This is a genomic window from Pseudomonas sp. TH34, from assembly GCF_016650865.1.
GTDB classification, from domain to species: domain Bacteria; phylum Pseudomonadota; class Gammaproteobacteria; order Pseudomonadales; family Pseudomonadaceae; genus Aquipseudomonas; species Aquipseudomonas yamanorum.
In genome coordinates, this window is record NZ_JAEKFB010000001.1 from 390,093 (window position 1) to 415,658 (window position 25,566).

The following is a 25,566-nucleotide window of genomic DNA, read 5'->3' on the forward strand; positions in this document are numbered from 1 at the left end:
ATAGATTGCAGCTTTATAACGGATTTTAGACAGCTCGTATGACATTTTTTTGAAGCGATCCGTCACAATTTAACTCATGTACATCCCGCCGTTAACCGGGATTGTAGCCCCAGTCACGTATGCCGCACCGTCGGATGCCAGGAAAGTGACCACATTCGCGATCTCTTGAGCCTGGCCCAGACGACCCAGCGGAATCTGCGTCAGCAACGCTTCACGCTGCGCTTCAGGCAATTCGCGGGTCATATCGGTATCGATGAACCCTGGGGCCACCGAATTGACCGTAATCGACCGCGAGCCCACTTCACGCGCCAGTGCACGGCTGAAACCTTCCAGACCGGCCTTGGCCGCTGCGTAGTTTACTTGGCCTGCGTTGCCCATGGCACCCACTACGGAGCCAATATTGATAATTCGGCCCCAACGAGCCTTGGTCATACCGCGCAAAACACCCTTGGACAGGCGAAACAGACTGTTCAGGTTGGTATCAACGACGTCATGCCACTCGTCGTCTTTCATGCGCATCATCAGGTTATCGCGGGTGATACCAGCATTGTTCACCAGAATAGCCGGTGCACCGAATTTCGCCGTGATTTCCGCCAGGACGGCAGCCACGGACTCATCGCTGGTCACGTTCAGTTCAAGACCGGTGCCCTGAACGCCGTGTTCCTTCAGCGTCGCAGCAATACGCTCGGCGCCGGCGGCGGAGGTTGCGGTACCGATGACCACAGCGCCCAGACGGCCCAGCTCCAGGGCGATCGCCTGGCCAATGCCACGGCTAGCGCCGGTGACCAGTGCAACTTTACCTTGCAGACTCATGCAGGCTTCTCCTAGGTTCGGAAATTAAAGGTCAGGCCAGGGCTGCGCGAGCAGCAGCAAAGGCATCCGGGGTATTGAGGTTGGAAGTCGACACGCCTTCGGCGCAACGCTTGTTCAGGCCAGCCAGGACTTTGCCCGGGCCGCACTCGACCAATTGAGTGGCGCCGTTGGCGGCCAGGGTCTGCACCGATTCAACCCAGCGAACCGGCTTGTACAGCTGTTCCAGCAGGTCGCGCTTGAGGGTTTCCAGGTCAGGCGCAACCGCAGCACTGACGTTCTGTACCAGCGGAATCTGAGGCGCCTGCCAGTTGATCGCAGCGATCGACTCGGCAAAACGCTCGGCAGCCGGGCGCATCAGCTCGCAGTGGGACGGCACGCTGACCGGCAGCGGCAATGCACGCTTGGCGCCACGGGCCTTGCAGCCTTCGATGGCGCGTTCTACTGCGGCCTTGGCACCGGCGATCACCACCTGGCCAGGAGAATTGAAGTTCACGGCGCTGACCACGTCGCCCTGGGCCGCTTCGGCGCAGGCGGCAATCACGTCAGCATCTTCCAGGCCGAGAATGGCAGCCATGCCGCCCTGCCCCGCCGGTACCGCTTCCTGCATTAACTGGCCACGACGCTCGACCAGCTTGACCGCTTCACCGAGGGTCAGGCTGCCAGCGGCCACCAGGGCGCTGTATTCGCCCAGGCTATGACCGGCAACGTAAGCCGGGCGCGCACCACCTTCAGCCAGCCACAAGCGCCACAGGGCGATGGAGGCGGTCAGGATGGCCGGCTGGGTCTTGTCGGTTTGGTTGAGCAGCGCTTCCGGCCCTTGTTGGGTCAGTGCCCACAGGTCGTAACCCAAGGCATCGGAAGCTTCCTTGAAAGTTTCCAGGACCAGCGGATGTTCCGCGCCCAGCTCGGCCAACATGCCGAGGGACTGCGAACCCTGCCCTGGAAAGACGAATGCGAGGGATGTAGACATGTAACAAGCCCCTAATGATCTGGTCGTCGGAAATTGGCGCCCCACAGGTGGGAGCGCAAGAAACTGACAGATTGGATGGTCAATTGAACTGGCCGGTCACATTTAAGCATTTCCGGCCCGATTCGCCTAAGGCAACAGATCCTCAAGGCGGCCATGCAAGCGTTGCGGCAGGTTTTCCTGGATCTCGATCAAGGCGCGCTGGATAGCACTTTGAAAACCCTGCACCCCCGCCGAGCCGTGACTTTTCACCACGATGCCCTGCAATCCCAGGAAACTCGCGCCATTGTGCCGCGCCGGTGCCAGGTCCGCCTGCAGGCGCCGCATCAAGGGCAGCGCCAGGGCGCCCACCACGCGTGACGCAAGGTTGCGCTTGAACAAGGCCTCGATGCGCGCAGCTATCATCGTCGCCAGGCCTTCGCTGGACTTGAGCAGGATATTGCCGACAAACCCGTCGCACACCACCACGTCCGCTTCGCCCCGGTACAAACCGTCACCTTCGATAAACCCGATGTAGTTCAAGCCTCGCGCGCTTTGCAACAGCGTCGCCGCCAACTTGACCTGCTGATTACCCTTAATGTCTTCGGTGCCGATATTCAGCAATGCCACCCGAGGCCGGGCCACGCCCAGGGCTTCGGCCGCCACCGAGCCCATCAACGCAAAGTGCAGCAGATGCTCGGCACTGCAATCGACGTTCGCCCCCAGGTCCAGCAACTGGCAATAACCTTGCTGGGTCGGGATCGCCGCGACCATCGCTGGCCGATCAATGCCCGGCAGGGTTTTCAGCACATGCCGGGACAACGCCATCAACGCTCCAGTATTGCCGGCACTGACACAGGCCTGAGCCTTGCCGTCGCGCACCAGCTCCAGGGCCACCCGCATCGAAGAATCAGGCTTGCCACGCAAAGCCTGTGCAGGCTTTTCATCCATGGTGATGGTTTCGCTGGCCGGCGTAATAGTCAGGCGCGCGCGATCCACCGCCGGATGGCTGGCAATCAGTTCTTCAAGTAAGGAGGGTTGACCGACGAGGGTCAGGTGCAGCGAGGGCGTGGCAGACAGGCAAGCAATACAGGCCTGAACAATGCTGCGGGGACCGAAGTCCCCGCCCATTGCGTCAATCGCGATGACTTGAGCAGACAAGTGATTACTCGTCAGCGCCCTTGTCGATCACTTTACGGCCACGGTATACGCCTTCTGGCGATACGTGGTGACGCAGGTGAACTTCACCGGTGGTTTTTTCTACAGACAGAGTGCTCGCCGTCAGGGCGTCGTGGGAACGACGCATGTCACGGGCAGAGCGGGATTTTTTGTTCTGCTGAACAGCCATAATTGATTAACTCCTAAACGTTTGGGTCACGCTTTAACTGCGCCAATACACTGAACGGGTTGGACCGCGTTACCTCGTCCTCGCTCGGTTCGGGCTCATCGAGACCCGCCGGCTGCTGGCATTCTTCCGGATGATGAGCAGGCACAATGGGCAAGGCGAGCAAAAGCTCCTCCTCGATCAGTGACTGCAGATCCAAAGGATCTTCGCCCAGTTCCAGCACGTCATAACCTTTCGGCAACGACTGGGTATTCGCACCCTCTTTCACCACAGCATAACTGCATTCGCTGTGGATCGGCAGGGTGACCAGCTCAAGACAACGCTGGCAAACCATTTTGACTTCGGTGTCGATAAAGCTGTGGATTACCACAGACTTACGTTCATCTCGTTCAAAAACGAATTTAGCCTGCACCGTACCGACAGTGTCGGAAAGCGGGTCGCAGAGTCTCTCCAAATCGGCCAGCAGCACTTCACCTTGAAGGGTAGTGCCACGATCAGCCAATTTGCGCGGGTCAACGTGAGGTGGAATCGGGTCATTCAACATAGGCGCAGCATTATAGGGATGCACCCAGCCATGTCAAAGGAAATTCAGCCCTGTCCGTCTCCGGGCCTCCCCGCTAGAATCCGCGACTGCCTTGAGGAGACGCCCATGCTGCCTTTATTACTCGCTTCCAGCTCGGTTTATCGCCGGGAATTGTTGAACCGCCTGCACTTGCCGTTCATCTGCAGCTCGCCGGATATCGACGAAAGCCACCGCCCGGACGAGTCCGCCGTGGCACTGGTGAAGCGCCTCGCCGAAGAAAAGGCCCGCGCCCTCGCCGGCAGTCATCCAGGGCATCTGATTATCGGCTCGGACCAGGTTGCCACCCTCGACGGCCAGATCATCGGCAAGCCCCACACCTTTGAGAAGGCCCGCGAGCAACTGCTGGCGGCCAGTGGCAAGCGCGTCAGCTTCCTCACCGGCCTGGCCGTGCTGAACAGCACCACCGGCCACTGCCAGGTCGACTGCATCCCCTTCACCGTGCACATGCGCACGCTGGACACGGCGCGCATCGAACGCTACCTGCGCATCGAGCAGCCCTACGACTGCGCTGGCAGCTTCAAGGCCGAAGGGTTGGGGGTGAGCCTGTTTCAAAGCACCGAGGGGCCGGACGCAACCAGCCTGGTCGGCCTGCCACTGATCCGACTGGTGGACATGCTACTGGCCGAAGGCGTGCAGATTCCCTGAGAACACCACAAACAAATGTGGGAGCTGGCTTGCCTGCGATGCAGACACCTCGGTACATCAGTTGCACCGAGGTGATGCTATCGCAGGCAAGCCAGCTCCCACACGTTGAACCATGTAACGCTCAAGATCTCAGCGCAGGGTTGGCCCCTGGAAGCCCATCCACATCGCCAACTGCTCAGCCACACTGGCGCCGAGCTTCTTCGAGAAGCGGTCAAACGGCGATTCCTGAACGGTGAAATCCACCAGTTCTTTCTCGCCAATCACATCCCGCGCAACAGAACTGGCACTGCCCAGTCCGTCGATCAAGCCCAGTGGCAGTGCTTGCTCACCGGACCAGACCAGGCCGGAAAACAACTCCGGATGCTCTTTATCCTTGAGCCGGTCACCGCGCCCTTGCTTGACGCTGGCAATAAACTGCCGATGAGTGGTATCGAGCACGCCCTGCCAGAACTGGGTCTCATCAGCCTTTTGCGGCTGGAATGGATCCAGGAACGACTTGTGCTCGCCAGACGTGTAGGTACGCCGCTCAACCCCGAGCTTCTCCATCGTGCCGACAAAGCCGTAACCGGCCGCCGTCACACCAATGGAACCCACCAGGCTGGCCTTGTCGGCATAGATCTGGTCGGCAGCGCTGGCGATGTAATAGGCACCCGAGGCACCCAGATCGGAAATCACCGCGTACAGTTTGATGTCCGGGTGCAAGGCGCGCAGGCGGCGAATCTCGTCATACACATAACCCGATTGCACCGGACTGCCGCCCGGGCTGTTGATGCGCAGAATCACAGCCTTGACCTTGGTATCTTCGAAGGCGGCCCGCAGGCTGCTGACGATATTGTCGGCACTGGCGGACTCCTTGTCGGCAATCACCCCACGCACTTCGATCAATGCCGTGTAATTACCGCTTCGGGTGGCGCTCTTCTCCATGTCCATCAGCGGACTGAACAGCGCCAGCATGCCCAGCAGATAAATAAAGGTCAGGAGCTTGAAAAAGATCCCCCAACGCCGGGACCGACGCTGCTCCTGGACACTGGCCAGCAGGGTCTTCTCCAGCAACTTCCAACTTCTGTCATCGCCATTGTTATCGGCATTGGCCTTTTCAGGCGCCTTCCACTCATCGGTCATGCCATCCACCCCAGCAAAGACTTAATGGGCCCGGCTGAGCCAGGCCTGCAGTTCAGAAAAACGGTCAATCGTCAGTCTCGGCTCGTACGCTTGCAACGCCTCGGCAGACTGGGCGCCGTAGCTGACCGCCACAGAGTCCATGCCAGCATTGCGCGCCATCATCAGGTCGAACGACGCATCACCCACCATCAACGCCTGCCGAGGCGACACGCCACATCGAGCGAGGATCTGTTCGAGCATCAGAGGGTGAGGCTTGCTGGCGGTTTCATCCGCCGCACGGGTGGCGTCGAAATAATTTTCCCAACCGTGGACTTTGAGCACCCGGTCCAGGCCGCGACGGGCCTTGCCGGTCGCCACCGCGAGGTGATAGCCGTCGGCACGAAACGCTTCCATGGTCTGTGCCACTCCCTCAAACAGCGGCGATGGCTGGGCATCGAGCGCCATGTAGTGATCGGCGTAGTGCTGACGAAACGCTATCAACTCGTCATCGCCAATCTCCGGATACAGGGTACGGATCGCTTCCGGCAGGCCCAGGCCGATAATGCCCTTGACCGCCAGGTCGTCGCACAACGCGTAGCCGGCTCGGGTCGACGCGGCGTGCATCGACTCGACAATCCGACCAATGGAGTTACACAGCGTGCCATCCCAATCAAAGATCAGCAGTTTGTAGTCAAGGTGCGACACTCAGGCGCTCCACGGTCTTGGCCCACATCTCGTCGACAGGCGCTTGCAGCTTCAATTCGCCGCCATCCGGCAGCGGCACCGTCAGCATGTAGGCGTGCAGGAACAGGCGTTTGCCGCCCAGATCGCGAATTTCCTTGGAGAAATCCTCGTCGCCGTATTTGGTATCGCCGGCGATGCAGTGGCCCGCATGCAGGGTATGCACACGAATCTGGTGGGTACGGCCAGTCACAGGCTTGGCCTCGACCATGGTGGCAAAGTCACCAAAGCGACGCAGCACCTTGAACAGGGTCAGCGCCTCCTTGCCCTCCTCGTCCACTTCGACCATGCGCTCGCCGGAGCGCAGGTTGCTCTTCTGCAACGGCGCGCGGACGCTCTTGATCGAGGTTGCCCAGTTGCCACGCACCAGGGCCATGTAGCGCTTGTCCACGCCATCACCGCGCAGGGCGGCATGCAGGTGACGCAACATGCTGCGTTTTTTGGCAATCATCAGCAGGCCGGAGGTATCACGGTCCAGACGGTGGACCAGTTCCAGCTCCTTGGTATCCGGGCGCAACTGACGAAAGGCTTCAATCACCCCGTAGTTCAGGCCGCTGCCGCCGTGGACGGCGATGCCGCAAGGCTTGTTGATCACGATCAGCTTGTTGTCTTCGAAGACAATCGACGCTTCGAGGCGCTGCAACAGGCCTTGAGCCAGAGGGACCGGTTCGTCCCGCTCAGGCACCCGCACCGGCGGCACACGGACGATATCGCCCGCCTGCAGCTTGTACTCGGGCTTGATCCGACCCTTGTTCACGCGCACTTCGCCTTTACGCAAAATGCGGTAAATCAAGGTCTTGGGCACGCCTTTGAGCCTGGCAAGAAGAAAGTTGTCGATGCGTTGGCCGGCATATTCCGGCGAGACCTCGAGCAGCTGGACGCTGGGGGTCTGGGGGGCGGTAGTCGTCATGGCGGCGATGATAACAATTTTTTATGGAATTGAAGCACTTAATCATTGCTGCTATAGTCGCGAACGCCGCCAAAAGCGGCCTGGACAGAGGACTAGCGGCAAACTGCCGGCCCTGACCATCGCAATTCATCAGGACGCGAGGCCGTCCTACGGGGCTTTCGCCACCTTGGAAGGCTCGAGATTGTAACAAGCGCAGGTGACATGAGGCCTGAAGCGAGTGCAAAAAGCAGAGTGATTACTCGCCTTTTGCGCCGATATTTACGGCCAGTTCACAAAGTGCAGTCAGTCTTGAGCCAGACCACGGCGAATGCTTCGGAAACAACGCCTGTTACGAGCTGAGTGAGAGCACAGTCGCCCACACCCGGTCTTGTTTAGCCATGAGCGTGTTCTCCCCATTGGAGAACACGGTAAATGCCAACCCGCTGCGGATTCTGCGCGCGGCAGCACCCGAATTATCAGGGATACGTGTAGGGTGGAGATGCACAACCGTCGGACTGTGTAGCACTAGGCTTATATTTAGACGCTTCATCTCGTCCACAGTCGCCGGTTGATTCCTCCTCCTGACTGAGTGCTTAAGTCACCACAGCAAGCAGGAAGCGTACGTCGCGATACCGCCCATTTTGGCGGGTATTGCTGGACACTGGAGTGGCCAACCACTCTTGACGCACCTGACACCGACCGTGAGAAGTCGTGTGTGCCGAACGCCGTTTCCGGCAGCCCGGAAACCGACGGTACAACATGAAAAGAATGCTGATTAACGCAACTCAACCCGAAGAGTTGCGTGTTGCACTGGTAGACGGCCAACGCCTCTACGACCTGGACATCGAGTCCGGTGCACGCGAGCAAAAGAAGGCCAACATCTATAAAGGCCGGATTACTCGTATCGAACCAAGCCTTGAGGCTGCCTTTGTCGATTTCGGCTCCGAGCGCCATGGCTTCCTGCCCCTCAAAGAAATCTCCCGCGAATACTTCAAGAAAGCCCCAGAAGGCCGCGTGAACATCAAGGACGTCCTGAGCGAAGGCCAGGAAGTCATCGTTCAGGTGGAAAAAGAAGAACGTGGCAACAAGGGCGCCGCCCTGACCACCTTCATCAGCCTGGCTGGCCGCTACCTGGTCCTGATGCCGAACAACCCACGTGCCGGCGGTATTTCCCGTCGCATCGAAGGCGAAGAGCGCAACGAACTGCGTGAAGCGCTGAACGGCCTGATCGCTCCGGCCGACATGGGCCTGATCGTGCGCACTGCCGGCCTGGGCCGCAGCAGCGAAGAAATGCAGTGGGACCTCGATTACCTGCTGCAACTCTGGACCGCCATCAAAGAAGCGTCCCTGGATCGCTCCGCGCCGTTCCTGATCTATCAGGAAAGCAACGTGATCATCCGCGCCATCCGCGACTACCTGCGCCAGGACATCGGCGAAGTGCTGATCGACAGCGTTGAAGCCCAGGACGAAGCCCTGACTTTCATCCGCCAGGTGATGCCGCAGTACGCCAGCAAGATCAAGCTGTACGAAGACAGCGTTCCGCTGTTCAACCGTTTCCAGATCGAAAGCCAGATCGAAACCGCTTTCCAGCGCGTAGTCGAACTGCCTTCCGGCGGCTCCATCGTGATCGACCCGACCGAAGCCCTGGTGTCCATCGACATCAACTCGGCGCGCGCCACCAAGGGTAGCGACATCGAAGAAACCGCCCTGCAGACCAACCTGGAAGCGGCTGAAGAAATCGCCCGCCAGTTGCGCCTGCGTGACATCGGCGGCCTGATCGTGATCGACTTCATCGACATGACCCCCGCCAAGAACCAGCGCGCCGTGGAAGAGAAAGTCCGCGAATGCCTGGAAGCTGACCGTGCCCGCGTACAGGTCGGCCGCATCTCGCGCTTCGGCCTACTGGAAATGTCCCGTCAGCGCCTGCGTCCATCCCTGGGTGAAAGCAGCGGCATCGTTTGCCCGCGTTGCAACGGCACCGGCATCATCCGTGACGTTGAATCGCTGTCCCTGGCGATCCTGCGCCTGATCGAAGAAGAAGCCCTGAAAGACCGCACTGCCGAAGTGCGCGCCCAGGTGCCGATCCCGGTGGCTGCGTTCCTGCTCAACGAAAAACGCAACTCGATCACCAAGATCGAACTGCGCACCCGTGCCCGCATCGTCATCCTGCCGAACGATCACCTCGAGACGCCGCACTTCGAAGTGCAGCGCCTACGGGATGACAGCCCGGAAGCCCACGTCAATCAGTCCAGCTACGAAATCGCTGCTGCCGCTGCCGAAGTGGAAGAAGTCCAGCCAGCCGCCGCGACCCGCACCCTGGTTCGCCAGGAAGCCGCCGTCAAGACCGCGCCTGCCCGTGCCAACGCACCGGTTCCGGTTGAAGCTGCCGCGCCGGTTGCCGCGCCTGCAGCCCTGCCTGAGCCAAGCCTGTTCAAGGGCCTGGTGAAGTCGCTGGTCAGCCTGTTCGCCACCAAGGAAGAGCCAGTGGCTCCAGTTGTGGTCGAGAAGCCTGCCGCTGAACGCCCTGCACGCAATGAAGAGCGTCGCAACGGTCGCCAGCAGAGCCGCAATCGCAACGGTCGCCGTGACGAAGAGCGCAAGCCTCGTGAAGAACGTGCGCCACGCGAAGATCGCGCCCCACGTGAAGAGCGCCAGCCGCGCGAAGCCCGTGAAGAAACGCCAACCGTAGCCCGTGAAGAGCGTGCACCACGGGAAGAACGTGCGCCGCGCGCTCCACGCGCCCCGCGTGAAGACCGCAAGCCACGTGGCGAGCGTGAAGAACGCGTGCGTGAACTGCGCGAGCCGCTGGATGCCGCTCCAGCCGTAGCCGCTGCTGCTGCCACCACTGCCGTTGCTGAAGAGCGTCCAGCTCGTCAGCCCCGTGAAGAACGCGCGCCACGCCCTCCTCGTGAAGAGCGTCAACCACGTGCCGAGCAAGCGGCTCCAGCCGGTGAAGAAGAAGAGCTGCTGTCCAACGAAGATCAGCAACAGGAAGACGGCCAGGACAACGCCGAAGGCGATCGTCCACGCCGCCGCTCCCGTGGCCAGCGTCGTCGCAGCAACCGTCGTGAGCGTCAACGTGATGCCAACGGCAACGAAATCGAAGGCTCGGAAGAGACCGGCGAAGCTACCGCGACTGGCGAACCGACTGGTGCCGAACTGGCTGCCGGCCTGGCCGTGACCGCTGCTGTTGCCAGCTCGGTCATCAGCGCACCTGCTGAAGCCCAGGCCAACGAGCAAGCTGAAGCCGCTACCGCTGCCATTCAGGAAACCCCTGTTGTAGAGACGCCTGCCGTCGAAGCACCTGTGGTTGAAGCGACGACTCCAGTCGAAGCCCCGGTTGTTCCGGAAGTGGAAGTAGCGCCAGCTCGTCACGTGCGTGAAGTTCGCGAAGTTCGCGAGCCTAAGCCTGAAGCTGAAGTGGTTGCCGAGCCTGCCGCTGTTGTTGAACAACAGCCCGTGGTTGAAGCCGCCGTTGAAGCACCGGTTGCCGAGCCGACCCCTGAAGTGCGTGAAGTTCGCGAAGAACAGACCGCCTTCCAGTGGACTGCCGAACCTGCCCCAGTGGTCGAAGCGGTTGAAGCACCAGCGCCTGCTCCAGTGGTCGAAGAAGCTCCAGCGCCAGTCGCTGAAGTGGTTGTCGCCCCTGAACCTGTAGCCGTGGTTGCCGAGCCTGCTCCAGTGGTTGAAGCACCAGTGGTTGCCGAAGTGGCAGCACCGGTGGTTGAAGCCGCTCCGGCCAGCGCCCTGACCGAAAACGGCCGTGCGCCGAACGACCCGCGTGAAGTGCGTCGCCGTCGCAAGGAAGCTGAAGCGGCCGCCGCTGCTGCCAAGGCCGCTGCCGAAGCCGCTCCAGCCGTCGCTGAAGTGATCGAAGCAGCCCCTGCTCCGGTCACCGAAGCCGTGGTTGAGCACACTGCCCCTGCTATCGACGAGAACCAACGTTCCGTTGAAGAAGTGGTAGAGCACCACCCTAAGGCCCTGGAAGAAGAGCACGAGCCTAAACCCCTCGTCTGATTCCATCTGCCACTAAAAAGCCCCGCCTGAGTGATCAGGCGGGGCTTTTTTATGCCTGCGCTATCCGCTAGCGGAAGTTCAACAACGCCGGCACATCCACATCCCACAACACGCCGGGATCATCGACTGCTACTTCCTGCACCGAAGCCAGGGCCAACAATGGCTTTGCTCCACGATCTCCCGTGAGCGCCATCAAGGCAGGGCCGAATGAACGGCCAAATCCCACGGGATGCCCATACTGACCGGCATGCACCGGGACGCTGATACCGTCGATCTCAAGGCCTGCCATCACCTGCTCGATACTCGCAGGCAGGATGAACGGCATATCCCCCAGCACCACCAGCCAGCCATCGGACGTGCCACTAGCCGCCACTGCCGCCGCGATGCTGTCACCCATTCCAGGCGAGCGCAGCAAGAGCACTTCACAGCCATGCAACTGCGCCAGCCGAATAACTTCGGTGCGATCCGGCGACGTCACCAGCCAGCGCTTGGCAACCGCCGCCGGAAAATTCACCAATACCTGCTCAATCACTGGCCGTGTGATGCCATCCCGACCCACGCAGGGCGCCAGCAACTTATCCTGATCCACACCTGCTTCGGCCCGAAAACGACTGCCCTGCCCCGCCGCCAGGATGATCGCGGTGATGCTCGTCAACTGACCGCTGCCTGCAACGGCTTTTTCTGCAACAGATCAATCCCGTTCTTGATGGCAACGATTTCCGCCATCAACGACAGGGCGATCTCCGCTGGCGTATGGCTGCCGATATGCAGGCCAATCGGCCCATGCAGCCGCTCAATGGCCTCCGCACTCAACCCCAGCGCCGCGAGATTTTCCCGGCGCTTCTGGCTGTTGGCCCGCGAGCCCAAGGCACCAATGTAGAACGCCCGGGAGTTGAGGGCCGTCAGCAGCGCCATGTCATCCAGGCGCGGGTCATGGGTGAGCGCGACAATAGCGGTGCGTTCATCGGTCTGGATATTCAGCACGGCCTCATCGGGCATGCCCGGCACAAAGCGCCCATGCTGTTCTTCCCAGCCGTAGACAAACTCCTGGCGTGGGTCGCAGATCAGCACTTCGAAATCCAGCAGCCGGGCCATTTCTGCCACATAGCGTGACAGCTGGCCTGCGCCGATCAACAGCAAGCGCCAGCGCGGACCATAAATCGCCCGCAAGCGCTCGCCGTCGAAGCTGACCACATCGGTCTTGCTCGCACCGCTTAACTCCACTTTACCGGTGGTCAGGTCCAATTCACGGGCGACAATCTCGTGAGCCTCGCAGCGCGCCAGCAGTTCAGCGACCCAACCTGGATCACCCACCCGCTCTTCGGTCAGGCGCAAGGTGCCGCCGCACGGCAGACCAAAACGCGCCGCTTCGTCCCGGGTGACGCCATACGTTACAAGCTGCACCGGCGGCCCGTCTTCTGGCAACCGGCCATCCTGCAAACGGGCGATCAAGTCGTCCTCGATACAGCCGCCAGACACCGAGCCAATCACCACCCCGTCGCCGCGCAAGGCCAGCATGGCCCCCGGCGGACGCGGCGCACTGCCCCAGGTCTGGACCACGCTGTACAGCACCACCCGCTGCCCGGCGCGGCGCCATTCCAGCACGCTGCGCAACACATTCAGATCAACACTGTCCATCAGGCCTTCGCCTCCTGCCAAACACGTAGCTGGTTTTGATAAACAGCATCTATGAGTTGATTAAAAAATATCGGTAGTCAGCTAAGTTAACTCAGCGGCAATAAAAAAGCCCCGCTATGCAGGGCTTGGTGCGTCAAAAAACCAGCTTAGTTCAATAGCGGTTGGGCTCCATCTCCAGCACAACCTTGAAACGCTTTTCGATGTCCTGCTGGATGCGTAGCGCGAGCCCGGCAATCTCCTGGCCGGTGGCCGCGCCATAGTTCACCAACACCAGCGCCTGCAAGCGATGCACACCGGCATCGCCATCACGAAAGCCTTTCCAGCCCGCCTTGTCGATCAGCCAGCCGGCGGCCAGTTTCATCTGCCCGTCAGCCTGGGGGTAAGCCACCAGGTCCGGGTATTCCAGCTGCAATTCGGCGGCCAGCGCCTGGGACACCAGCGGATTCTTGAAGAAACTGCCGGCATTGCCGAGCACCGCCGGGTCGGGCAGTTTCTCGCTACGAATGCTGCAAATCGCCCGACTGACATCGCTGGGAGTGGCCTGCACGATGCCTTGCTCAGTCAGGCGCTGTTGCACCGGCCCGTACTCAAGCTTCAGGTGCACGGCGCGACTCAAGGCAAAACGCACCCGCAGGATCAGCCAGCGCCCGACTTCATGCTTGAACAGGCTGTCGCGGTAGGCAAAGTTGCATTCGGCCAGGCTGAAATCCCGCAGCTCGCCGGTGTGGCGATCAAGGGCGGTCAGGCCGGCGAACACGTCCTTGATCTCCACACCGTAGGCGCCAATGTTTTGCATCGGTGCGGCGCCGACCGTGCCAGGAATCAGACTGAGGTTTTCCAGGCCGGAAAAGCCCTGGGCCAAGGTCCACAGCACAAACGGATGCCAGGCTTCGCCAGCTTCGGCCTCCACCACCACATTCACGCCATCATCATGCACTACCCGGATGCCCTGGCTGGCCATGCGCAGCACCAGCGCGTCGATATCCTGGGTCAGCAACAAATTGCTGCCGCCACCAATCACCAGCAACGGCAGTTGTTGCCCGGCGGCGTAGGCCAAAGCCTCACGCACGTCAGCGTCGTTGCGGGCCTCGGCAAACAGCCGGGCACGCACGTCGATGCCAAAGCTGTTGAACGGTTTGAGCGAAACCTGTGCCTGCACCTGCAATGTCATAACCGGCCCTTCAATTCAATCACCAACAGGTCACAGGCGCGCTCGATCAGGTCGAGCACGGTTTCGAAGCCCTGGTCGCCTTCGTAATAGGGGTCCGGCACTTCATCCACCACCGAGTCATAACGGCGCAGGAACAAGTCCAGGTCCGCCTTACCTTGAGCCGGCTGCATGGCCTTGAGGTTGCGCAGGTTGCTCTGGTCCATGGCGAGGATCAGGTCGTAACGGGAAAAGTCGGCACGGGACACCTGCTGCGCACGCTGGGCCGACAGGTCGTAGCCCCGTTGCAGTGCTGCCCGCTGGCTGCGCTTGTCTGGTGGATTGCCAACGTGCCATTCACCGGTGCCGGCGGAGGCCACCTCGACCCGATCAGCCAGGCCGGCTTCACGCAGCTTGTGGCGCAACACACCTTCAGCCGTCGGGGAACGGCAGATATTGCCCAGGCAGACAAACAGAACCTGCATCAGGCCCCCAGCAGGCGACGGACGCGCTCGAGGTCTTCAGGCGTGTCAACACCCGCCGGTGGCGCTTCCAGGGCATCGCCCACATGAATGCGCACGCCGTGCCACAGGGCACGCAGTTGTTCCAGGGATTCGGTGTTCTCCAGCCAGCACGGGCCCCAGCTGACGAAGTCATGCAGGAACCCGGCACGGTAGGCGTAGATACCGATATGGCGGCGATAAGGCACGCCCGCCGGCAGTACGTCGGGCTGCTTGGCGAATGCATCCCGCGCCCACGGCAAGGTGGAGCGGCTGAACGTCAGCGCCAGGCCATTGATGTCGCTGACCACTTTCACCACGTTGGGGTTGAACAGGGTCTCGATGTCTTCAATCGGCTCGGCCAGGGTTGCCATGCCGGCTTCGCCATGGGCCGCCAGGTTGGCCGCCACCTGGTCGATCACGCTGGGCGGAATCAACGGCTCGTCGCCTTGCACGTTGACCACGATGGCGTCCGCCGCCAGCCCCAGTTTGGTGGCCACTTCGGCCAGGCGGTCGGTGCCGGAATTGTGGTCTTCACGGGTCAGCACCGCTTCGGCGCCAAAGCCTTTGCAGGCCTCGATAATGCGCGGATCATCGGTGGCCACCACCACCCGTTCGGCGCTGCTTTTGCAGGCCTGTTCCCACACCAGCTGGATCATCGGCTTGTTGCCGATCAGCTGCAGCGGTTTGCCGGGCAGGCGGGTGGAGGCGTAGCGGGACGGGATGACGACGGTGAAGGCAGTGGTCATTTATCCAGGCGCTCGTCGGTGGTCAGGGTACGGGCTTCGCTTTCGAGCATTACCGGAATGCCGTCACGGATCGGGTACGCCAGGCCGGCGCCCTTGCTGATCAGCTCGGTTTTGTCGGCGCTGAGCTTGAGCGGACCTTTGCAGATCGGGCAAGCGAGGATATCGAGCAGTTTGGTGTCCATGAGTATGTCCTGGAGAGCAGCGTTTTAAGGCAAAAGGCGAGCGGGCAGCAAACGCATTAACTGCGTGTCGAACCAGGCGATAAACGCCGGTGACGGTGCCGCGTCCACCGCAAGGTACCACCAGTCGGGCCTGGCAAAGGCGCGGCACTTCACCGCGTCCTTTTCAGTCATGACCAACGGCAGCGCCGGTGTGAAATTCAAGACCTCGGCGCTGTAGGGCGCGTGGTCGGCAAAAGCATGAGGTATTGGGCGCCAGTGTAGCGTCTCGAGGGTATTGAAGAAACGTTGCGGGTTTCCGATGCCGGCCACCGCATGCACCTGCTGACCTACCGGGAAGTGGTCGACAGGTTGGCGCTCGCCGGTGTGCAGATTGACCAATGCGGTGGGCAGCAGGCGGAAGGCAAAGCCATCCTCACGGTCTGAACCGGCGCCGTTATAAAGCAGCGCATCGACGCTTTGCAGACGCTCGACCGGCTCGCGCAACGGGCCCGCCGGCAAGCAGCGATGGTTGCCGAGCCCACGGGCGGCATCAATCAATACCAGTTCCAGGTCTCGGGCCAGGCGGTAATGTTGCAGGCCGTCGTCGGAGAGAATCAGGTCCAGGGTTTCGCTGGCCAACAACGCCTTTACGGCGCGGCTGCGGTCAGGGTCGATCATCAGGGGTACGCCGCTGCGTTGCACGATCAACAAGGGTTCGTCCCCCGCCTCCGCAGCGGTGTGACTGGCTTCGACACGCCACGGAAACTCCGGCGGTTTGGCGCCATAACCGCGGCTGACCACTCCGACGCGCAAACCGCTGCGCTGGCAATGGTCGATCAGCCAAAGAATCAAGGGGGTCTTGCCGGTGCCTCCGACGGTGATGTTACCGACGACCACGACCGGCACCGGCGACTGGTAGATCTCGCCCTCGCCCGCCAGGAACCGCGCGCGCTTGCGCTGCACCACCCGGCGATAGAGGGATTCCAGCGGCTGCAACAACGCAAGCGCCGGATGGCCTTCGTACCAGGCCTTGAGCAAACGATCAGTCATGGCCATCAGGGTTGGCTCGCCGCCTCGACCGTGGTCATGCGCAAATGGCTGAAGCCGAGCTTGCCGGCAGCGTCCATCGCAGTGATCACGGCCTGGTGCTTGGTGTTGCCATCGGCGCTGATGGACAGTGGCAAGTTAGTGTCGCCACCGGACTCCTTCTGCAGTGCTTCCATCAGGCTGGCCAGGTCGTTTTTCTCCAGCAACTGGTTATTCACCGAGAACACGCCATCGGCGCTGATGGCGATGTCCAGCTGCTTGGCCTGCTGGTCTTCCGCCGGAGAGCCGCTTACGGCTTCCGGCAAGTCGACGCGCAGCTGGGTTTCCCGGGTAAAGGTGGTGGTGACGACAAAAAACAGCAGCAAGATAAACACCACGTCAATCAACGACGCCAGGTTGATATCGACGTTTTCCCGTTGCTTGCGGCGAAATTTCACGCTTTGCCCTCAACCAGGTCCACGTCACGGTCGCCCTGCACCACTTCCACCAGCTTGATGGCTTCCTGCTCCATGCCCACCACCAGCTCGTCGATGCGCCGTTGCAGAAAACGGTGGAAGAACACCGACGGAATACCGACCATCAGGCCCGCCGCCGTGGTGATCAACGCCTTGGAAATACCACCGGCCAGCACCGCAGCGTTGGTGGTCATGCCCGAGCCCATGAAGGAGCTGAAGATATCGATCATGCCCAACACCGTACCGAGCAGGCCGAGCAACGGTGCCATGGCGGCAATGGTGCCCAAGGCATTGATGTAGCGCTCCAACTCATGGATGACCCGGGCGGCGGCCTCTTCGATGCATTCCTTCATGATCTCGCGACCATGCTTGGAGTTGGCGAGGCCGGCGGCGAGGATTTCACCCAGGGGCGAGTTGGCGCGCAGTTCCTTGAGCTTTGCCTTGTCCAGTTGCTTGTTCTTGATCCAGCCCCAGACCTGGCCCAGCAGGTGGTCAGGTGTTACACGGCTGGCACGCAGGGTCCACAGGCGTTCGGCGATGATGCCGAGTGCGGCGATGGAACTCAAAATGATCGGCAACATCATCCAGCCGCCGGATTTGACCAATTCCCACACAGTGAATGTCCCCTCGAAAAAGTGCGCCACTTTACCATAAGGGTCCGGCGGAAGGGCTGGCCGGCCCCAGAGCATCCTGTCGCAGGAGCCAGTCTTTGGTAACGCTGTTTTGCGGCGGGGGCTCGCGCCAGAAACGCCGCTGGCTGCGCACGGCCTGCGGCGGCTGGAAGGTGCCCAGTTGCAGACGGAGTGCGCCTTGCTCGGCGCTGTCATAAATCAGGCTGCCCACGGCCTGGTAACGCTCCAATACGTGGGGATGGGGATGGCCGAAGGCATTGCTGCGGCCACGGGAAATCAGCACTGCCTTGGGTGCAAGGCGCTGGAGAAACGGCCAGGACGACGAGCTGCGGCTGCCATGGTGCGGCGCCTGCAACCAATCGACAGGAGCCCCCAGGGGGGTGGCCAGCAATGCCCGCTCGGCTTCACGGTCAATATCACCGGTCAGCAGCAACCGTTCGCCATTGGCCTGCACCAGCAACACACAGGACATCTGATTACCGTCCGTCGCATCAGGCCATTGCCACAGCTCGAAGGTCACGCCATCCCAATGCCACCGCTCGCCACTGACGCAGGCTTGAGTACCGAGTGCCGCCGGCAGCCGTTCGGTCTCGCCGCCCACCACGCGCTTGATCGGCAGCCCGTGGGCAACCGCCAACGCACCACCGGCATGATCGGCATCGGCATGACTGAGCAGCATCATGTCCAGCCCCGCGACACCCAGTTTGCGCAACGCAGGCAATACCACGCGCGCGCCAAGGTCGAACTCACCGGAGCGCGGCCCGGCGTCATAGAGCAGAACGTGGTTGCGGGTACGCAGGATGATCGCCAACCCTTGGCCCACATCCAGTTGCACCACCTCGACGCGTCCGTGAGGGATCGACTCCCGAGGCGGAAACACCGCCAGCAGCAACATCGGCCAGCCCAGCAGCCGAAACGGCACGCCCTTGGGTAGCAATAACAGCACCGCCCCCAGCAGGCTCACCAGCCAATAGCCCATGGGCACGTGCGCCGGTATCCAGGCCGGCACGTACTGCGCCAGCAACGCCAAGGCCTTGAACAGCCAGTCCAGTGTGCCGCCCGCCAGCCATAACAAACCTTCACCTATATAAGGCAGCGGCAATAACACCGTACCCAGCAAGGCCAGGGGCAACACCACCAGGCTGATCCACGGCACCGCAACCAGGTTGGCCAGCGGCCCGCTCAGGCTGATGGGCAAACCGAGCACCAGCAGCAGCGGAAACAGGCCGATGGCAATCAACCACTGGGCCCGGGTCCAGGCCTGCCAGGCACGCCAGGGGCCCAGTCGGCCACTGAACGCCAGGATCAGCACCGCCACCGCCGCAAAGGACAGCCAGAACCCCGGTTGCAGGCTGGCCAGCGGTTCGAGGATGAGCACCGCGTTCAGCGCCAGCAACAGCGGCCACCAGATCCCCAAGTGACGAAACCGCAGGCGCCATAGCAGGACCAATCCCACCATCACGCAGGCCCGTTGCACCGGCACTTCAAAACCGGCCAGCAAGCCATAGCCCAGCGCCGCAGCAAACCCCAGGCCGCAGGCCCAGGGCAGCCACGGTAAGGGTTTCGGCCAACACCCGAAGCGCGCCAGGCCGGCGACCAGGCCATAGATCAACCCTGCCAGCAGCCCAATGTGTTGCCCGGAAATCACCAATAAATGCACGGTGCCGGTGTCTTGCAGAACCCGCCAATCCTCGGCGGCCAGCCCGGAACCATCCCCGAGCACCAGCGCCGCCAGGCCCGCCTCTCGCCCTTGGGCATCCACTGCCAACAGCCGCTGGCGAATTCCGTCGCGCCAGGCATGCCGCGCAGGCGCCAGCTTCTGGCCATCCTTGACCGAACCCGTGGCGCCAATCCGCTGGGCCAGCAGCCAGGCTTCATAGTCAAACCCCTCGGCATTAAGCAAACCGGAGGGACGCTTGAGGGTCACGGCCAACCGCCAGCGCTCACCGCTCTGAACCGCTGGCCCGCCACGCCAGGACACACGGATGCGCTTCGGAAGCAGGTCCTTGCGTGACCGGCTGTCGGTCAGTTCAAAGCGAACACCGTCGCCTGTCTGCTGCGGCAACCCGCTGACACGCCCCTCCACCCAGCGGGTCTGGCCATCCAGACGCGGTGCCAACCGGTCGTCCAGCGCCCACTGCGCACTCAGGCACGCCCAGCCCAGCCCGAGCAGGAAAAACGCCAGCGGATAGGTGCGAAAAGGCAGCAGCATCAGGGCCAACACCGGCATCAGCAGCAGCCAGCCGCTGGACGGCAACGCAGGTAAAAAACGCAGGGCGAGCAGCCCCAGCGCGAGTGCGAACATCCCTGTTCTCATGGCTCGTTCCTTGAAAGCGACCCGTTGAGTCTTAGCCGGGCTACCGACGCGGCCTATTATTATTTGTCACAAAGTCTGAATTTACCGTTCTTGGAATGCGGGCATACTTGCCCCTCGAACTGACCTGGACCCCTTATGCCACGGCGCTTATTCAAACGGTACATGCCCGATCCGACCAGCATCCGGGAACACAAATCCTTACGCTTTCTCGGCAAGTTGCTGCATGACCCGAACCTCTGGCACCTCAATCGCCACTCGGTTGCCCGGGCGATGGCCGTTGGTCTGTTCGCGGCATTTATCCCCATTCCCTTGCAGATGCTGCTGGCGGCGATCCTCGCCATCAGCGTGCGCGGCAACATGCCGATTGCCGTGAGCCTGGTGTGGCTGACCAACCCGATCACCATGCCGCCGGTGTTCTTCTGCACCTATATGACCGGCGCCTGGCTGATGAACGTGCCACCCCGCAGCATGCCCGACGAGTTGACCTGGGAATGGATCAGCGGGCAGTTGTCGACGTTGTGGCAACCCTTCCTGCTGGGTTCGGTGGTACTGGGGCTGGTGATGGCAGCGCTGGGGTATTGCCTGACCATGGGCTACTGGCGCTGGTGGGTGGCCCGCCAGTGGAAGAAACGCAAACAGCGCAGGTTGTAGGCGTCAGCGGGCCAGCAAGCGCATGTGCACGCGCAAACCCTGGCCGGTGTTTTCCGCCCACAAGCTGCCGTCCTGACGCTGCACAGCGTTGCGCGCAATGCTCAAGCCCAGGCCAAAGCCACCGTCGCCGGGCCGTGAGCCGTCCAGCCGGGTGAATGGCGCAAAGATCCGTTCCAGCTCCCCCTCATCGATCCCGCCGCCCTGGTCTTCCAGCCACAAGTGCCAGTGATCCCCCTCACGCTGCCCGCCCAATTGCACTGTGCCGTATTGCGGAGAGTGCCGGATGGCATTGCGCAGGATGTTTTCCAACGCCTGGGCCAGCAGGTTCAGATGCCCACGCACCCAGCAGTCAGCCCCCAGCTCGCACTGCAAACGTGAAGCCGGCCAGCCACTTTCAAAACAGGCGTTTTCCCGCAGCATGTCCCACAGCGCCTGCACCTGGATGTCTTCCTTGGGCAGCGGCGCACGTTCAGTGTCGAGCCAGGCCAGTTGCAGGGTGTCTTCCACCAGGCGCTGCATGCCGTCGATTTCCCTTCCCAGGCGTTCGCGCAGTTGGATCAGGTCCTGCTCGCTGTCACAGGCGACGCGCAAACGGCTCAGCGGTGTGCGCAGCTCATGGGACAAATCCCGCAGCAGTTGCTGTTGCAGCGCCACGGTGCCTTGCAGGCGTTCCGACATCTGGTCAAACGCGCGGCCCAACTCTCCCAATTCATCCTGGCGGCTGGTGGTGTCGAGGGAAAGCCGGGTACTCAATTGATCGGCACGCCAGGCGTTCGCCTGCTCCCGCAGGTGGTTGAGGGGCATGATCAACAGCCGGTAAAGGCCGATGCAGAGCAACAGGGTGAACAGGCCGGGAATCACGCCATTGGTGACGATCCGCCAGAACAGCTGGTTTTGCCCAGGCATGAAACGCCGGGGCAATTCGATCACCAGGGACCCCGCCCCCGGGTCGAGCGGGAACGGGATTTTCAACCACGGCAAGCCCTTGGCGTGCCGGCTGACGGGCCAGTCCAGGCCACGCAGGAAGGTCAGGCGCTGGCTTTCCTTGTCCGTCAGCGGGTAGCTGCTCAGGGATTGCAGGTCGTTACCGATAACACCCACCCAGGTGCGCTCGCGCTGGCCCAGGGTGTGCAGCCATTCGTCCACACCGGCGTTGCCGCCCTTGTTCCAGGCCAGCTCCGCACCGGCTGCATAACCGCTCAAGGTGGCGCGAGCCTCGTTGGACAGAAAGGCATTCTGCTCTTCCATGTACCGGCCCCAGGACCAACTGAGCCAGATCATCAACAAACAGAAAGCGATCAGCAGGCACGCCAGTTTCCAGAATAACGAATGCTTGCCCGGCAGCCGTGTGAGGGCGGCCCTAAAGCCCGTCATCGTGACCGCTCAACACATAGCCCTTGCCCCACACCGTGCGCACTTCCCGCTCGCTGTAGCCGATGGCCTTGAGCTTGCGACGAATCTGGCTGATGTGCATGTCCAGGCTGCGGTCATGGGGCGCGTAGCCGCGCTGAAAGACATGCTGATAGAGGAAAGCCTTGCTGAGGACTTCTTCGCCGTTGCGGTGCAGGGTTTCCAGCAGGCGATACTCGCTGCGGGTCAGGCCGGCCCACTGCTCCCGGTGAAACACATCACACTGCTCATCATCGAAACGCAGGCTACGGGCATCGTCGCGCACCGCCGCCAGGGCCGGCAAAGGCCGCCGATCCAGGGCGACCCGGCGCAGGATCGCCTCGATGCGCACCCGCAACTCGACCATGCTGAACGGCTTGGGCAGGTAATCGTCCGCCCCCAGGCGAAAGCCGCTGATGCGGTCGGCTTCAGCCCCCAGGGCCGACATCAGAATCACCGGGATCGAATGGCTCTGGCGCAGATGCGTGAGCACCGACAAGCCGTCCATGCCCGGCAACAGAATGTCCATCAACACCACGTCGAAGCGTTGATCGCGGGCCATTTGCAGGCCCTGCTGGCCGTTCTGGCACCAGGTCACCTGGAAGCCACAGCGGCCCAACTGCTCATGGACATAGGCGCCAAGCACAGGATCGTCTTCAATCGCCAGGATACTGGGTAAGCCAGGTGCTACAGGATTCATTAGCGTCTGCAAGTCATTCTCAATGACTGATTATTCAAGATTGCCCCCCTATGAGCAACCGCCGCCGGGCGTCCAGGGGCCCAAGGTTTGCCTCAGGTCATTAATTTTGCAAGATTCCACGCCGCGCAAATGGCTACACTGCGCAGGTGGCGCGGGCCGGATGCCTGCGTGGAATTCGACAACAGTGTGGTAGCAGGAGAGTGGCGTGCTTACGAAAATGGGAATAAAAGGCCGCGTACTGTTGCTGACCTTATTGCCTACCAGCCTGATGGCGTTGCTGCTGGGCGGCTATTTCACCTGGATGCAGCTGTCGGAGTTGCAGTCGCAATTGCTGCAACGGGGCGAGATGATCGCCGAGCAGCTGGCACCGTTGGTCGCCCCGGCCCTGGGCACCAAAAACACCGACCTGTTGGAGCGCATCGCCACCCAGTCCCTGGAGCAAACCGACGTACGCGCCGTGTCATTCCTGGGGCCTGACCGCACACCCCTGGCCCACGCCGGCCCGACCATGCTCAATCAACCGCCGATCGGCAACAGCTCACACCTGTTGCAGCGCACCGGCAATGACGCAACCCGCTATCTGCTGCCGGTATTCGGCCGCCATCGCAACCTCGCCGGCGAACTGATCCCGGACGAATCCGACCGCCTGCTGGGCTGGGTCGAATTGGAGCTGTCCCACAACGGCATGTTGCTGCGGGGCTACCGCAGCCTGTTCGCCAGCCTGCTGCTGATCGCCATCGGCCTGATCTGCACGGCGGCCCTCGCCTTGCGCATCAGCCGTACGATCAACTCACCGATTGGCCTGATCAAACAGGCCGTGGCGCAGCTCAAGGACGGCAACCTGGAAACCCGCTTGCCACCGCTGGGCAGCCAGGAACTGGATCACCTGGCCTCGGGCATCAACCGCATGGCCGAGACCCTGCAAAACGCCCAGGAAGAATTGCAACACAGCATCGACCAGGCCACCGAAGACGTGCGGCAAAACCTGGAAACCATCGAGATCCAGAACATCGAGTTGGACCTGGCCCGCAAGGAAGCCCTGGAAGCCAGCCGCATCAAGTCGGAGTTTCTGGCCAACATGAGCCATGAGATCCGCACGCCGCTGAATGGCATCCTTGGCTTCACCCATTTATTGCAGAAAAGCGAGCTGTCGCCCCGGCAGCTGGATTACCTGGGCACCATCGAAAAATCCGCCGACAACCTGTTGGGCATCATCAACGAAATTCTCGACTTCTCGAAAATCGAGGCCGGCAAGCTGGTGCTCGACAGCATCCCGTTCAACCTGCGGGACTTGCTGCAAGACACCCTGACCATCCTCGCCCCGGCCGCCCACGCCAAACAGCTGGAGCTGGTGAGCCTGGTCTACCGCGATACACCGCTGTCCCTGGTGGGTGACCCGCTGCGGCTCAAGCAGATCCTCACGAACCTGGTGAGCAACGCGATCAAGTTCACCCGCGAAGGCACCATCGTTGCCCGCGCCATGATTGAAGACGAACAGGAAGACAGCGTGCAACTGCGCATCAGCGTGCAGGACACTGGCATCGGCCTGTCGAACCAGGATGTACGGGCGCTGTTCCAGGCCTTCAGTCAGGCGGACAACTCGCTGTCCCGCCAACCCGGTGGCACCGGCCTGGGCCTGGTGATTTCCAAGCGCCTGATCGAACAGATGGGCGGTGAGATTGGCGTCGACAGCACGCCGGGAGAAGGCTCGGAATTCTGGATCAGCCTGAACCTGCCAAAAACCCGTGACGATATCGAAGACCTGCCCTCCGCGCCGCTGCTGGGCCGGCGCGTGGCTGTGCTGGAAAACCACGAGCTGGCGCGCCAGGCCCTGCAACACCAGTTGGAAGACTGCGGCCTGGAAGTCACGCCGTTCAACAGCCTGGAAAGCCTGACCAATGGCATCACCAGCGCCCACCAGACCGAACAGGCCATTGACCTGGCGGTGCTGGGCATCACCGCCAACGACATCCCGCCGGAGCGTTTGAACCAACACCTGTGGGACCTCGAACACCTGGGCTGCAAGGTACTGGTGCTGTGCCCGACCACCGAACAGCTGCTGTTCAACCAGTCGGTGCCGAACCCCAACAGCCAGTTGCAGGCCAAACCCGCCTGCACCCGCAAACTGCGCCGTGCCCTGGCCGACCTGATCAGCCCGCGCCCGTTGCGCAGCGAACCGGGCGAGCCACTGTCCAGCCGCGCGCCGAGGGTGCTGTGTGTCGACGACAACCCGGCCAACCTGCTGCTGGTGCAAACCCTGCTGGAAGACATGGGCGCCAAGGTCCAGGCGGTGGAAAGCGGTTACTCGGCCATCGAAGCGGTAAAGCAGGAAGCCTTCGACCTGGTGCTGATGGACGTGCAGATGCCCGGGATGGACGGCCGCCAGAGCACCGAGGCGATCCGCACATGGGAAAGCGAACGCCATGGCACACCGCTGCCCATCGTCGCGCTGACTGCCCATGCGATGGCCAACGAAAAACGCGCCCTGCTGCAAAGCGGCATGGATGACTACCTGACCAAGCCCATCAGTGAACGGCAACTGGCCCAGGTGGTGTTGAAATGGACCGGGCTGGCCCTGCGCAACCAAGGCCCGGAACGCGGCACCGAAAGTTTTGGGCACGCCGCGCAATTGCCGGTGCTGGACCACGAAGAAGGTCTGCGCCTGGCAGCCGGCAAGGCTGATCTGGCAGCGGACATGCTGGCGATGCTACTGGCTTCGCTTGAGGCCGACCGTGAAGCGATTCGCGTCGCCCGGGACGCCAACGACCGCAACGCCCTGATCGAGCGGGTGCACCGCTTGCACGGCGCCACCCGGTATTGCGGCGTGCCGCAACTGCGCGCGGCCTGCCAACGGGCCGAGACCCTGCTCAAACAGGACGACGCCAAGGCCATGCCGGCCTTGGATGAACTGGACATGGCGATTGCCCGGCTGGCCAGCGAGGCGCGGGTCAGCGCGTAAACTTTCGAGGTAATGTGGCGAGGGAGCTTGCTCCCGCTGGGCTGCGCAGCTGCCCCAAAATCCTGGGAGCGCTTCGCACTCCAGCGGGAGCAAGCTCCCTCGCCACAGCAAGCTCCCTCGCCACAAAATCAGCTTTCCATC

Annotated in this window: 24 protein-coding genes; 4 read left to right on the plus strand and 20 right to left on the minus strand. The window is 61.8% G+C overall.

What is annotated here, in order from left to right; genetic code table 11:
* Positions 1-69: 69 nt before the first annotated feature.
* The 5 genes from fabG to JFU58_RS01860 form a co-directional block, all read right to left on the minus strand.
* Positions 70-813, minus strand: coding sequence for a 3-oxoacyl-ACP reductase FabG (fabG, locus tag JFU58_RS01840; protein WP_063027938.1), 744 nt, complete (start codon positions 811-813; stop codon positions 70-72).
* 31 nt (positions 814-844) lie between these two features.
* Positions 845-1,783, minus strand: coding sequence for an ACP S-malonyltransferase (fabD, locus tag JFU58_RS01845; RefSeq protein WP_063027936.1), 939 nt, complete (start codon positions 1,781-1,783; stop codon positions 845-847).
* 126 nt (positions 1,784-1,909) lie between these two features.
* Positions 1,910-2,920 (minus strand): phosphate acyltransferase PlsX, encoded by a 1,011-nt coding sequence (gene plsX / locus JFU58_RS01850; protein ID WP_081253091.1) that lies wholly within the window; start codon positions 2,918-2,920, stop codon positions 1,910-1,912.
* Between the two features lie 4 nt (positions 2,921-2,924).
* A complete protein-coding gene (gene rpmF, locus JFU58_RS01855) occupies positions 2,925-3,107 on the minus strand; it encodes a 50S ribosomal protein L32 (RefSeq protein ID WP_004371305.1) in 183 nt (60 codons plus the stop codon).
* Between the two features lie 13 nt (positions 3,108-3,120).
* Positions 3,121-3,648, minus strand: coding sequence for a YceD family protein (locus JFU58_RS01860; RefSeq protein ID WP_017475815.1), 528 nt, complete (start codon positions 3,646-3,648; stop codon positions 3,121-3,123).
* 105 nt (positions 3,649-3,753) lie between these two features.
* Between JFU58_RS01860 and JFU58_RS01865 the strand changes: the two genes are divergently transcribed.
* Positions 3,754-4,332 carry a Maf family protein gene (locus JFU58_RS01865; protein ID WP_177025743.1) on the plus strand — a complete coding sequence of 193 codons (579 nt, stop codon included), beginning with the start codon at positions 3,754-3,756 and terminating at the stop codon, positions 4,330-4,332.
* A gap of 129 nt (positions 4,333-4,461) precedes the next feature.
* Here JFU58_RS01865 and JFU58_RS01870 read toward each other — a convergent pair whose 3' ends face one another.
* From JFU58_RS01870 to rluC, 3 genes are read right to left on the minus strand one after another with little or no spacing between them, the layout of a single operon-like run.
* Positions 4,462-5,454, minus strand: a complete 993-nt coding sequence (locus JFU58_RS01870) for a S49 family peptidase (RefSeq protein WP_093207304.1) — start codon at positions 5,452-5,454, stop codon at positions 4,462-4,464.
* A gap of 21 nt (positions 5,455-5,475) precedes the next feature.
* On the minus strand, positions 5,476-6,138 hold the full coding sequence (locus JFU58_RS01875) for an HAD-IA family hydrolase (protein ID WP_201139751.1): 663 nt from the start codon (positions 6,136-6,138) through the stop codon (positions 5,476-5,478).
* Positions 6,125-7,084, minus strand: a complete 960-nt coding sequence (rluC, locus tag JFU58_RS01880) for a 23S rRNA pseudouridine(955/2504/2580) synthase RluC (RefSeq protein ID WP_093207295.1) — start codon at positions 7,082-7,084, stop codon at positions 6,125-6,127. The genes JFU58_RS01875 and rluC overlap by 14 nt, the downstream gene beginning before the upstream one ends.
* 747 nt (positions 7,085-7,831) lie before the next feature.
* Between rluC and rne the strand changes: the two genes are divergently transcribed.
* Positions 7,832-11,080 carry a ribonuclease E gene (gene rne, locus JFU58_RS01885; protein ID WP_201139752.1) on the plus strand — a complete coding sequence of 1,083 codons (3,249 nt, stop codon included), beginning with the start codon at positions 7,832-7,834 and terminating at the stop codon, positions 11,078-11,080.
* Positions 11,081-11,147: 67 nt separating this feature from the next.
* Here the strand turns inward: rne and JFU58_RS01890 are convergent, their stop codons facing one another.
* The 10 genes from JFU58_RS01890 to JFU58_RS01935 all read right to left on the minus strand — a co-directional run bounded on the left by JFU58_RS01890 (position 11,148) and on the right by JFU58_RS01935 (position 19,714).
* Positions 11,148-11,735 (minus strand): nucleotidyltransferase family protein, encoded by a 588-nt coding sequence (locus JFU58_RS01890; RefSeq protein ID WP_063027922.1) that lies wholly within the window; start codon positions 11,733-11,735, stop codon positions 11,148-11,150.
* The gene (locus JFU58_RS01895; protein ID WP_201139753.1) at positions 11,732-12,718 is read right to left on the minus strand and encodes an XdhC family protein; all 987 of its coding nucleotides are present in this window, start codon (positions 12,716-12,718) and stop codon (positions 11,732-11,734) included. The genes JFU58_RS01890 and JFU58_RS01895 overlap by 4 nt, the downstream gene beginning before the upstream one ends.
* Positions 12,719-12,869: 151 nt before the next feature.
* Positions 12,870-13,889 (minus strand): UDP-N-acetylmuramate dehydrogenase, encoded by a 1,020-nt coding sequence (gene murB, locus JFU58_RS01900; RefSeq protein WP_201139754.1) that lies wholly within the window; start codon positions 13,887-13,889, stop codon positions 12,870-12,872.
* On the minus strand, positions 13,886-14,350 hold the full coding sequence (locus JFU58_RS01905) for a low molecular weight protein-tyrosine-phosphatase (protein ID WP_017475823.1): 465 nt from the start codon (positions 14,348-14,350) through the stop codon (positions 13,886-13,888). The genes murB and JFU58_RS01905 overlap by 4 nt, the downstream gene beginning before the upstream one ends.
* A complete protein-coding gene (gene kdsB / locus JFU58_RS01910; RefSeq protein ID WP_201139755.1) occupies positions 14,350-15,114 on the minus strand; it encodes a 3-deoxy-manno-octulosonate cytidylyltransferase in 765 nt (254 codons plus the stop codon). The genes JFU58_RS01905 and kdsB overlap by 1 nt, the downstream gene beginning before the upstream one ends.
* Entirely contained in the window at positions 15,111-15,296 is a 186-nt protein-coding gene (locus JFU58_RS01915; RefSeq protein ID WP_003174668.1) for a Trm112 family protein, read from the minus strand. Before JFU58_RS01915 ends, kdsB begins: the two co-directional genes overlap by 4 nt.
* A 24-nt stretch (positions 15,297-15,320) precedes the next feature.
* Complete coding sequence (gene lpxK / locus JFU58_RS01920) at positions 15,321-16,331, minus strand: tetraacyldisaccharide 4'-kinase (RefSeq protein WP_201139756.1); 1,011 nt, start codon at positions 16,329-16,331, stop codon at positions 15,321-15,323.
* Entirely contained in the window at positions 16,331-16,759 is a 429-nt protein-coding gene (locus JFU58_RS01925) for an ExbD/TolR family protein (RefSeq protein WP_004371361.1), read from the minus strand. The genes lpxK and JFU58_RS01925 overlap by 1 nt, the downstream gene beginning before the upstream one ends.
* Positions 16,756-17,391, minus strand: coding sequence for a MotA/TolQ/ExbB proton channel family protein (locus tag JFU58_RS01930; RefSeq protein ID WP_063033914.1), 636 nt, complete (start codon positions 17,389-17,391; stop codon positions 16,756-16,758). The genes JFU58_RS01925 and JFU58_RS01930 overlap by 4 nt, the downstream gene beginning before the upstream one ends.
* Before the next feature lie 31 nt (positions 17,392-17,422).
* The gene (locus tag JFU58_RS01935) at positions 17,423-19,714 is read right to left on the minus strand and encodes a DNA internalization-related competence protein ComEC/Rec2 (RefSeq protein WP_093207261.1); all 2,292 of its coding nucleotides are present in this window, start codon (positions 19,712-19,714) and stop codon (positions 17,423-17,425) included.
* Between the two features lie 147 nt (positions 19,715-19,861).
* Here JFU58_RS01935 and JFU58_RS01940 point away from each other — a divergent pair, with 147 nt between their 5' ends.
* The gene (locus tag JFU58_RS01940) at positions 19,862-20,377 is read left to right on the plus strand and encodes a DUF2062 domain-containing protein (RefSeq protein WP_017475829.1); all 516 of its coding nucleotides are present in this window, start codon (positions 19,862-19,864) and stop codon (positions 20,375-20,377) included.
* A gap of 3 nt (positions 20,378-20,380) precedes the next feature.
* Here JFU58_RS01940 and JFU58_RS01945 read toward each other — a convergent pair whose 3' ends face one another.
* Together JFU58_RS01945 and JFU58_RS01950 are read right to left on the minus strand one after the other, a co-directional pair.
* Complete coding sequence (locus tag JFU58_RS01945) at positions 20,381-21,751, minus strand: sensor histidine kinase (RefSeq protein ID WP_063027912.1); 1,371 nt, start codon at positions 21,749-21,751, stop codon at positions 20,381-20,383.
* Positions 21,738-22,466 (minus strand): response regulator transcription factor, encoded by a 729-nt coding sequence (locus JFU58_RS01950; protein WP_017475831.1) that lies wholly within the window; start codon positions 22,464-22,466, stop codon positions 21,738-21,740. Before JFU58_RS01950 ends, JFU58_RS01945 begins: the two co-directional genes overlap by 14 nt.
* Before the next feature lie 205 nt (positions 22,467-22,671).
* Between JFU58_RS01950 and JFU58_RS01955 the strand changes: the two genes are divergently transcribed.
* Positions 22,672-25,425, plus strand: coding sequence for a response regulator (locus JFU58_RS01955; protein ID WP_063027910.1), 2,754 nt, complete (start codon positions 22,672-22,674; stop codon positions 25,423-25,425).
* Positions 25,426-25,566: the final 141 nt, after the last annotated feature.

Bases quoted from the DNA above. Each gene is read 5' to 3' on its own strand.
- rne (WP_201139752.1), top strand. From the start codon at position 7,832: ATGCTGATTAACGCAACTCAACCCGAAGAGTTGCGTGTTGCACTGGTA.
- JFU58_RS01870 (WP_093207304.1), bottom strand. From the start codon at position 5,454: ATGACCGATGAGTGGAAGGCGCCTGAAAAGGCCAATGCCGATAACAAT.
- kdsB (WP_201139755.1), bottom strand. From the start codon at position 15,114: ATGACCACTGCCTTCACCGTCGTCATCCCGTCCCGCTACGCCTCCACC.
- rluC (WP_093207295.1), bottom strand. From the start codon at position 7,084: ATGACGACTACCGCCCCCCAGACCCCCAGCGTCCAGCTGCTCGAGGTC.
- JFU58_RS01865 (WP_177025743.1), top strand. From the start codon at position 3,754: ATGCTGCCTTTATTACTCGCTTCCAGCTCGGTTTATCGCCGGGAATTG.
- JFU58_RS01945 (WP_063027912.1), bottom strand. From the start codon at position 21,751: ATGACGGGCTTTAGGGCCGCCCTCACACGGCTGCCGGGCAAGCATTCG.
- murB (WP_201139754.1), bottom strand. From the start codon at position 13,889: ATGACATTGCAGGTGCAGGCACAGGTTTCGCTCAAACCGTTCAACAGC.
- JFU58_RS01860 (WP_017475815.1), bottom strand. From the start codon at position 3,648: ATGTTGAATGACCCGATTCCACCTCACGTTGACCCGCGCAAATTGGCT.
- JFU58_RS01935 (WP_093207261.1), bottom strand. From the start codon at position 19,714: ATGTTCGCACTCGCGCTGGGGCTGCTCGCCCTGCGTTTTTTACCTGCG.
- JFU58_RS01895 (WP_201139753.1), bottom strand. From the start codon at position 12,718: ATGGACAGTGTTGATCTGAATGTGTTGCGCAGCGTGCTGGAATGGCGC.
- JFU58_RS01940 (WP_017475829.1), top strand. From the start codon at position 19,862: ATGCCACGGCGCTTATTCAAACGGTACATGCCCGATCCGACCAGCATC.
- JFU58_RS01905 (WP_017475823.1), bottom strand. From the start codon at position 14,350: ATGCAGGTTCTGTTTGTCTGCCTGGGCAATATCTGCCGTTCCCCGACG.
- fabG (WP_063027938.1), bottom strand. From the start codon at position 813: ATGAGTCTGCAAGGTAAAGTTGCACTGGTCACCGGCGCTAGCCGTGGC.
- rpmF (WP_004371305.1), bottom strand. From the start codon at position 3,107: ATGGCTGTTCAGCAGAACAAAAAATCCCGCTCTGCCCGTGACATGCGT.
- JFU58_RS01915 (WP_003174668.1), bottom strand. From the start codon at position 15,296: ATGGACACCAAACTGCTCGATATCCTCGCTTGCCCGATCTGCAAAGGT.
- JFU58_RS01950 (WP_017475831.1), bottom strand. From the start codon at position 22,466: ATGAATCCTGTAGCACCTGGCTTACCCAGTATCCTGGCGATTGAAGAC.
- lpxK (WP_201139756.1), bottom strand. From the start codon at position 16,331: ATGGCCATGACTGATCGTTTGCTCAAGGCCTGGTACGAAGGCCATCCG.
- fabD (WP_063027936.1), bottom strand. From the start codon at position 1,783: ATGTCTACATCCCTCGCATTCGTCTTTCCAGGGCAGGGTTCGCAGTCC.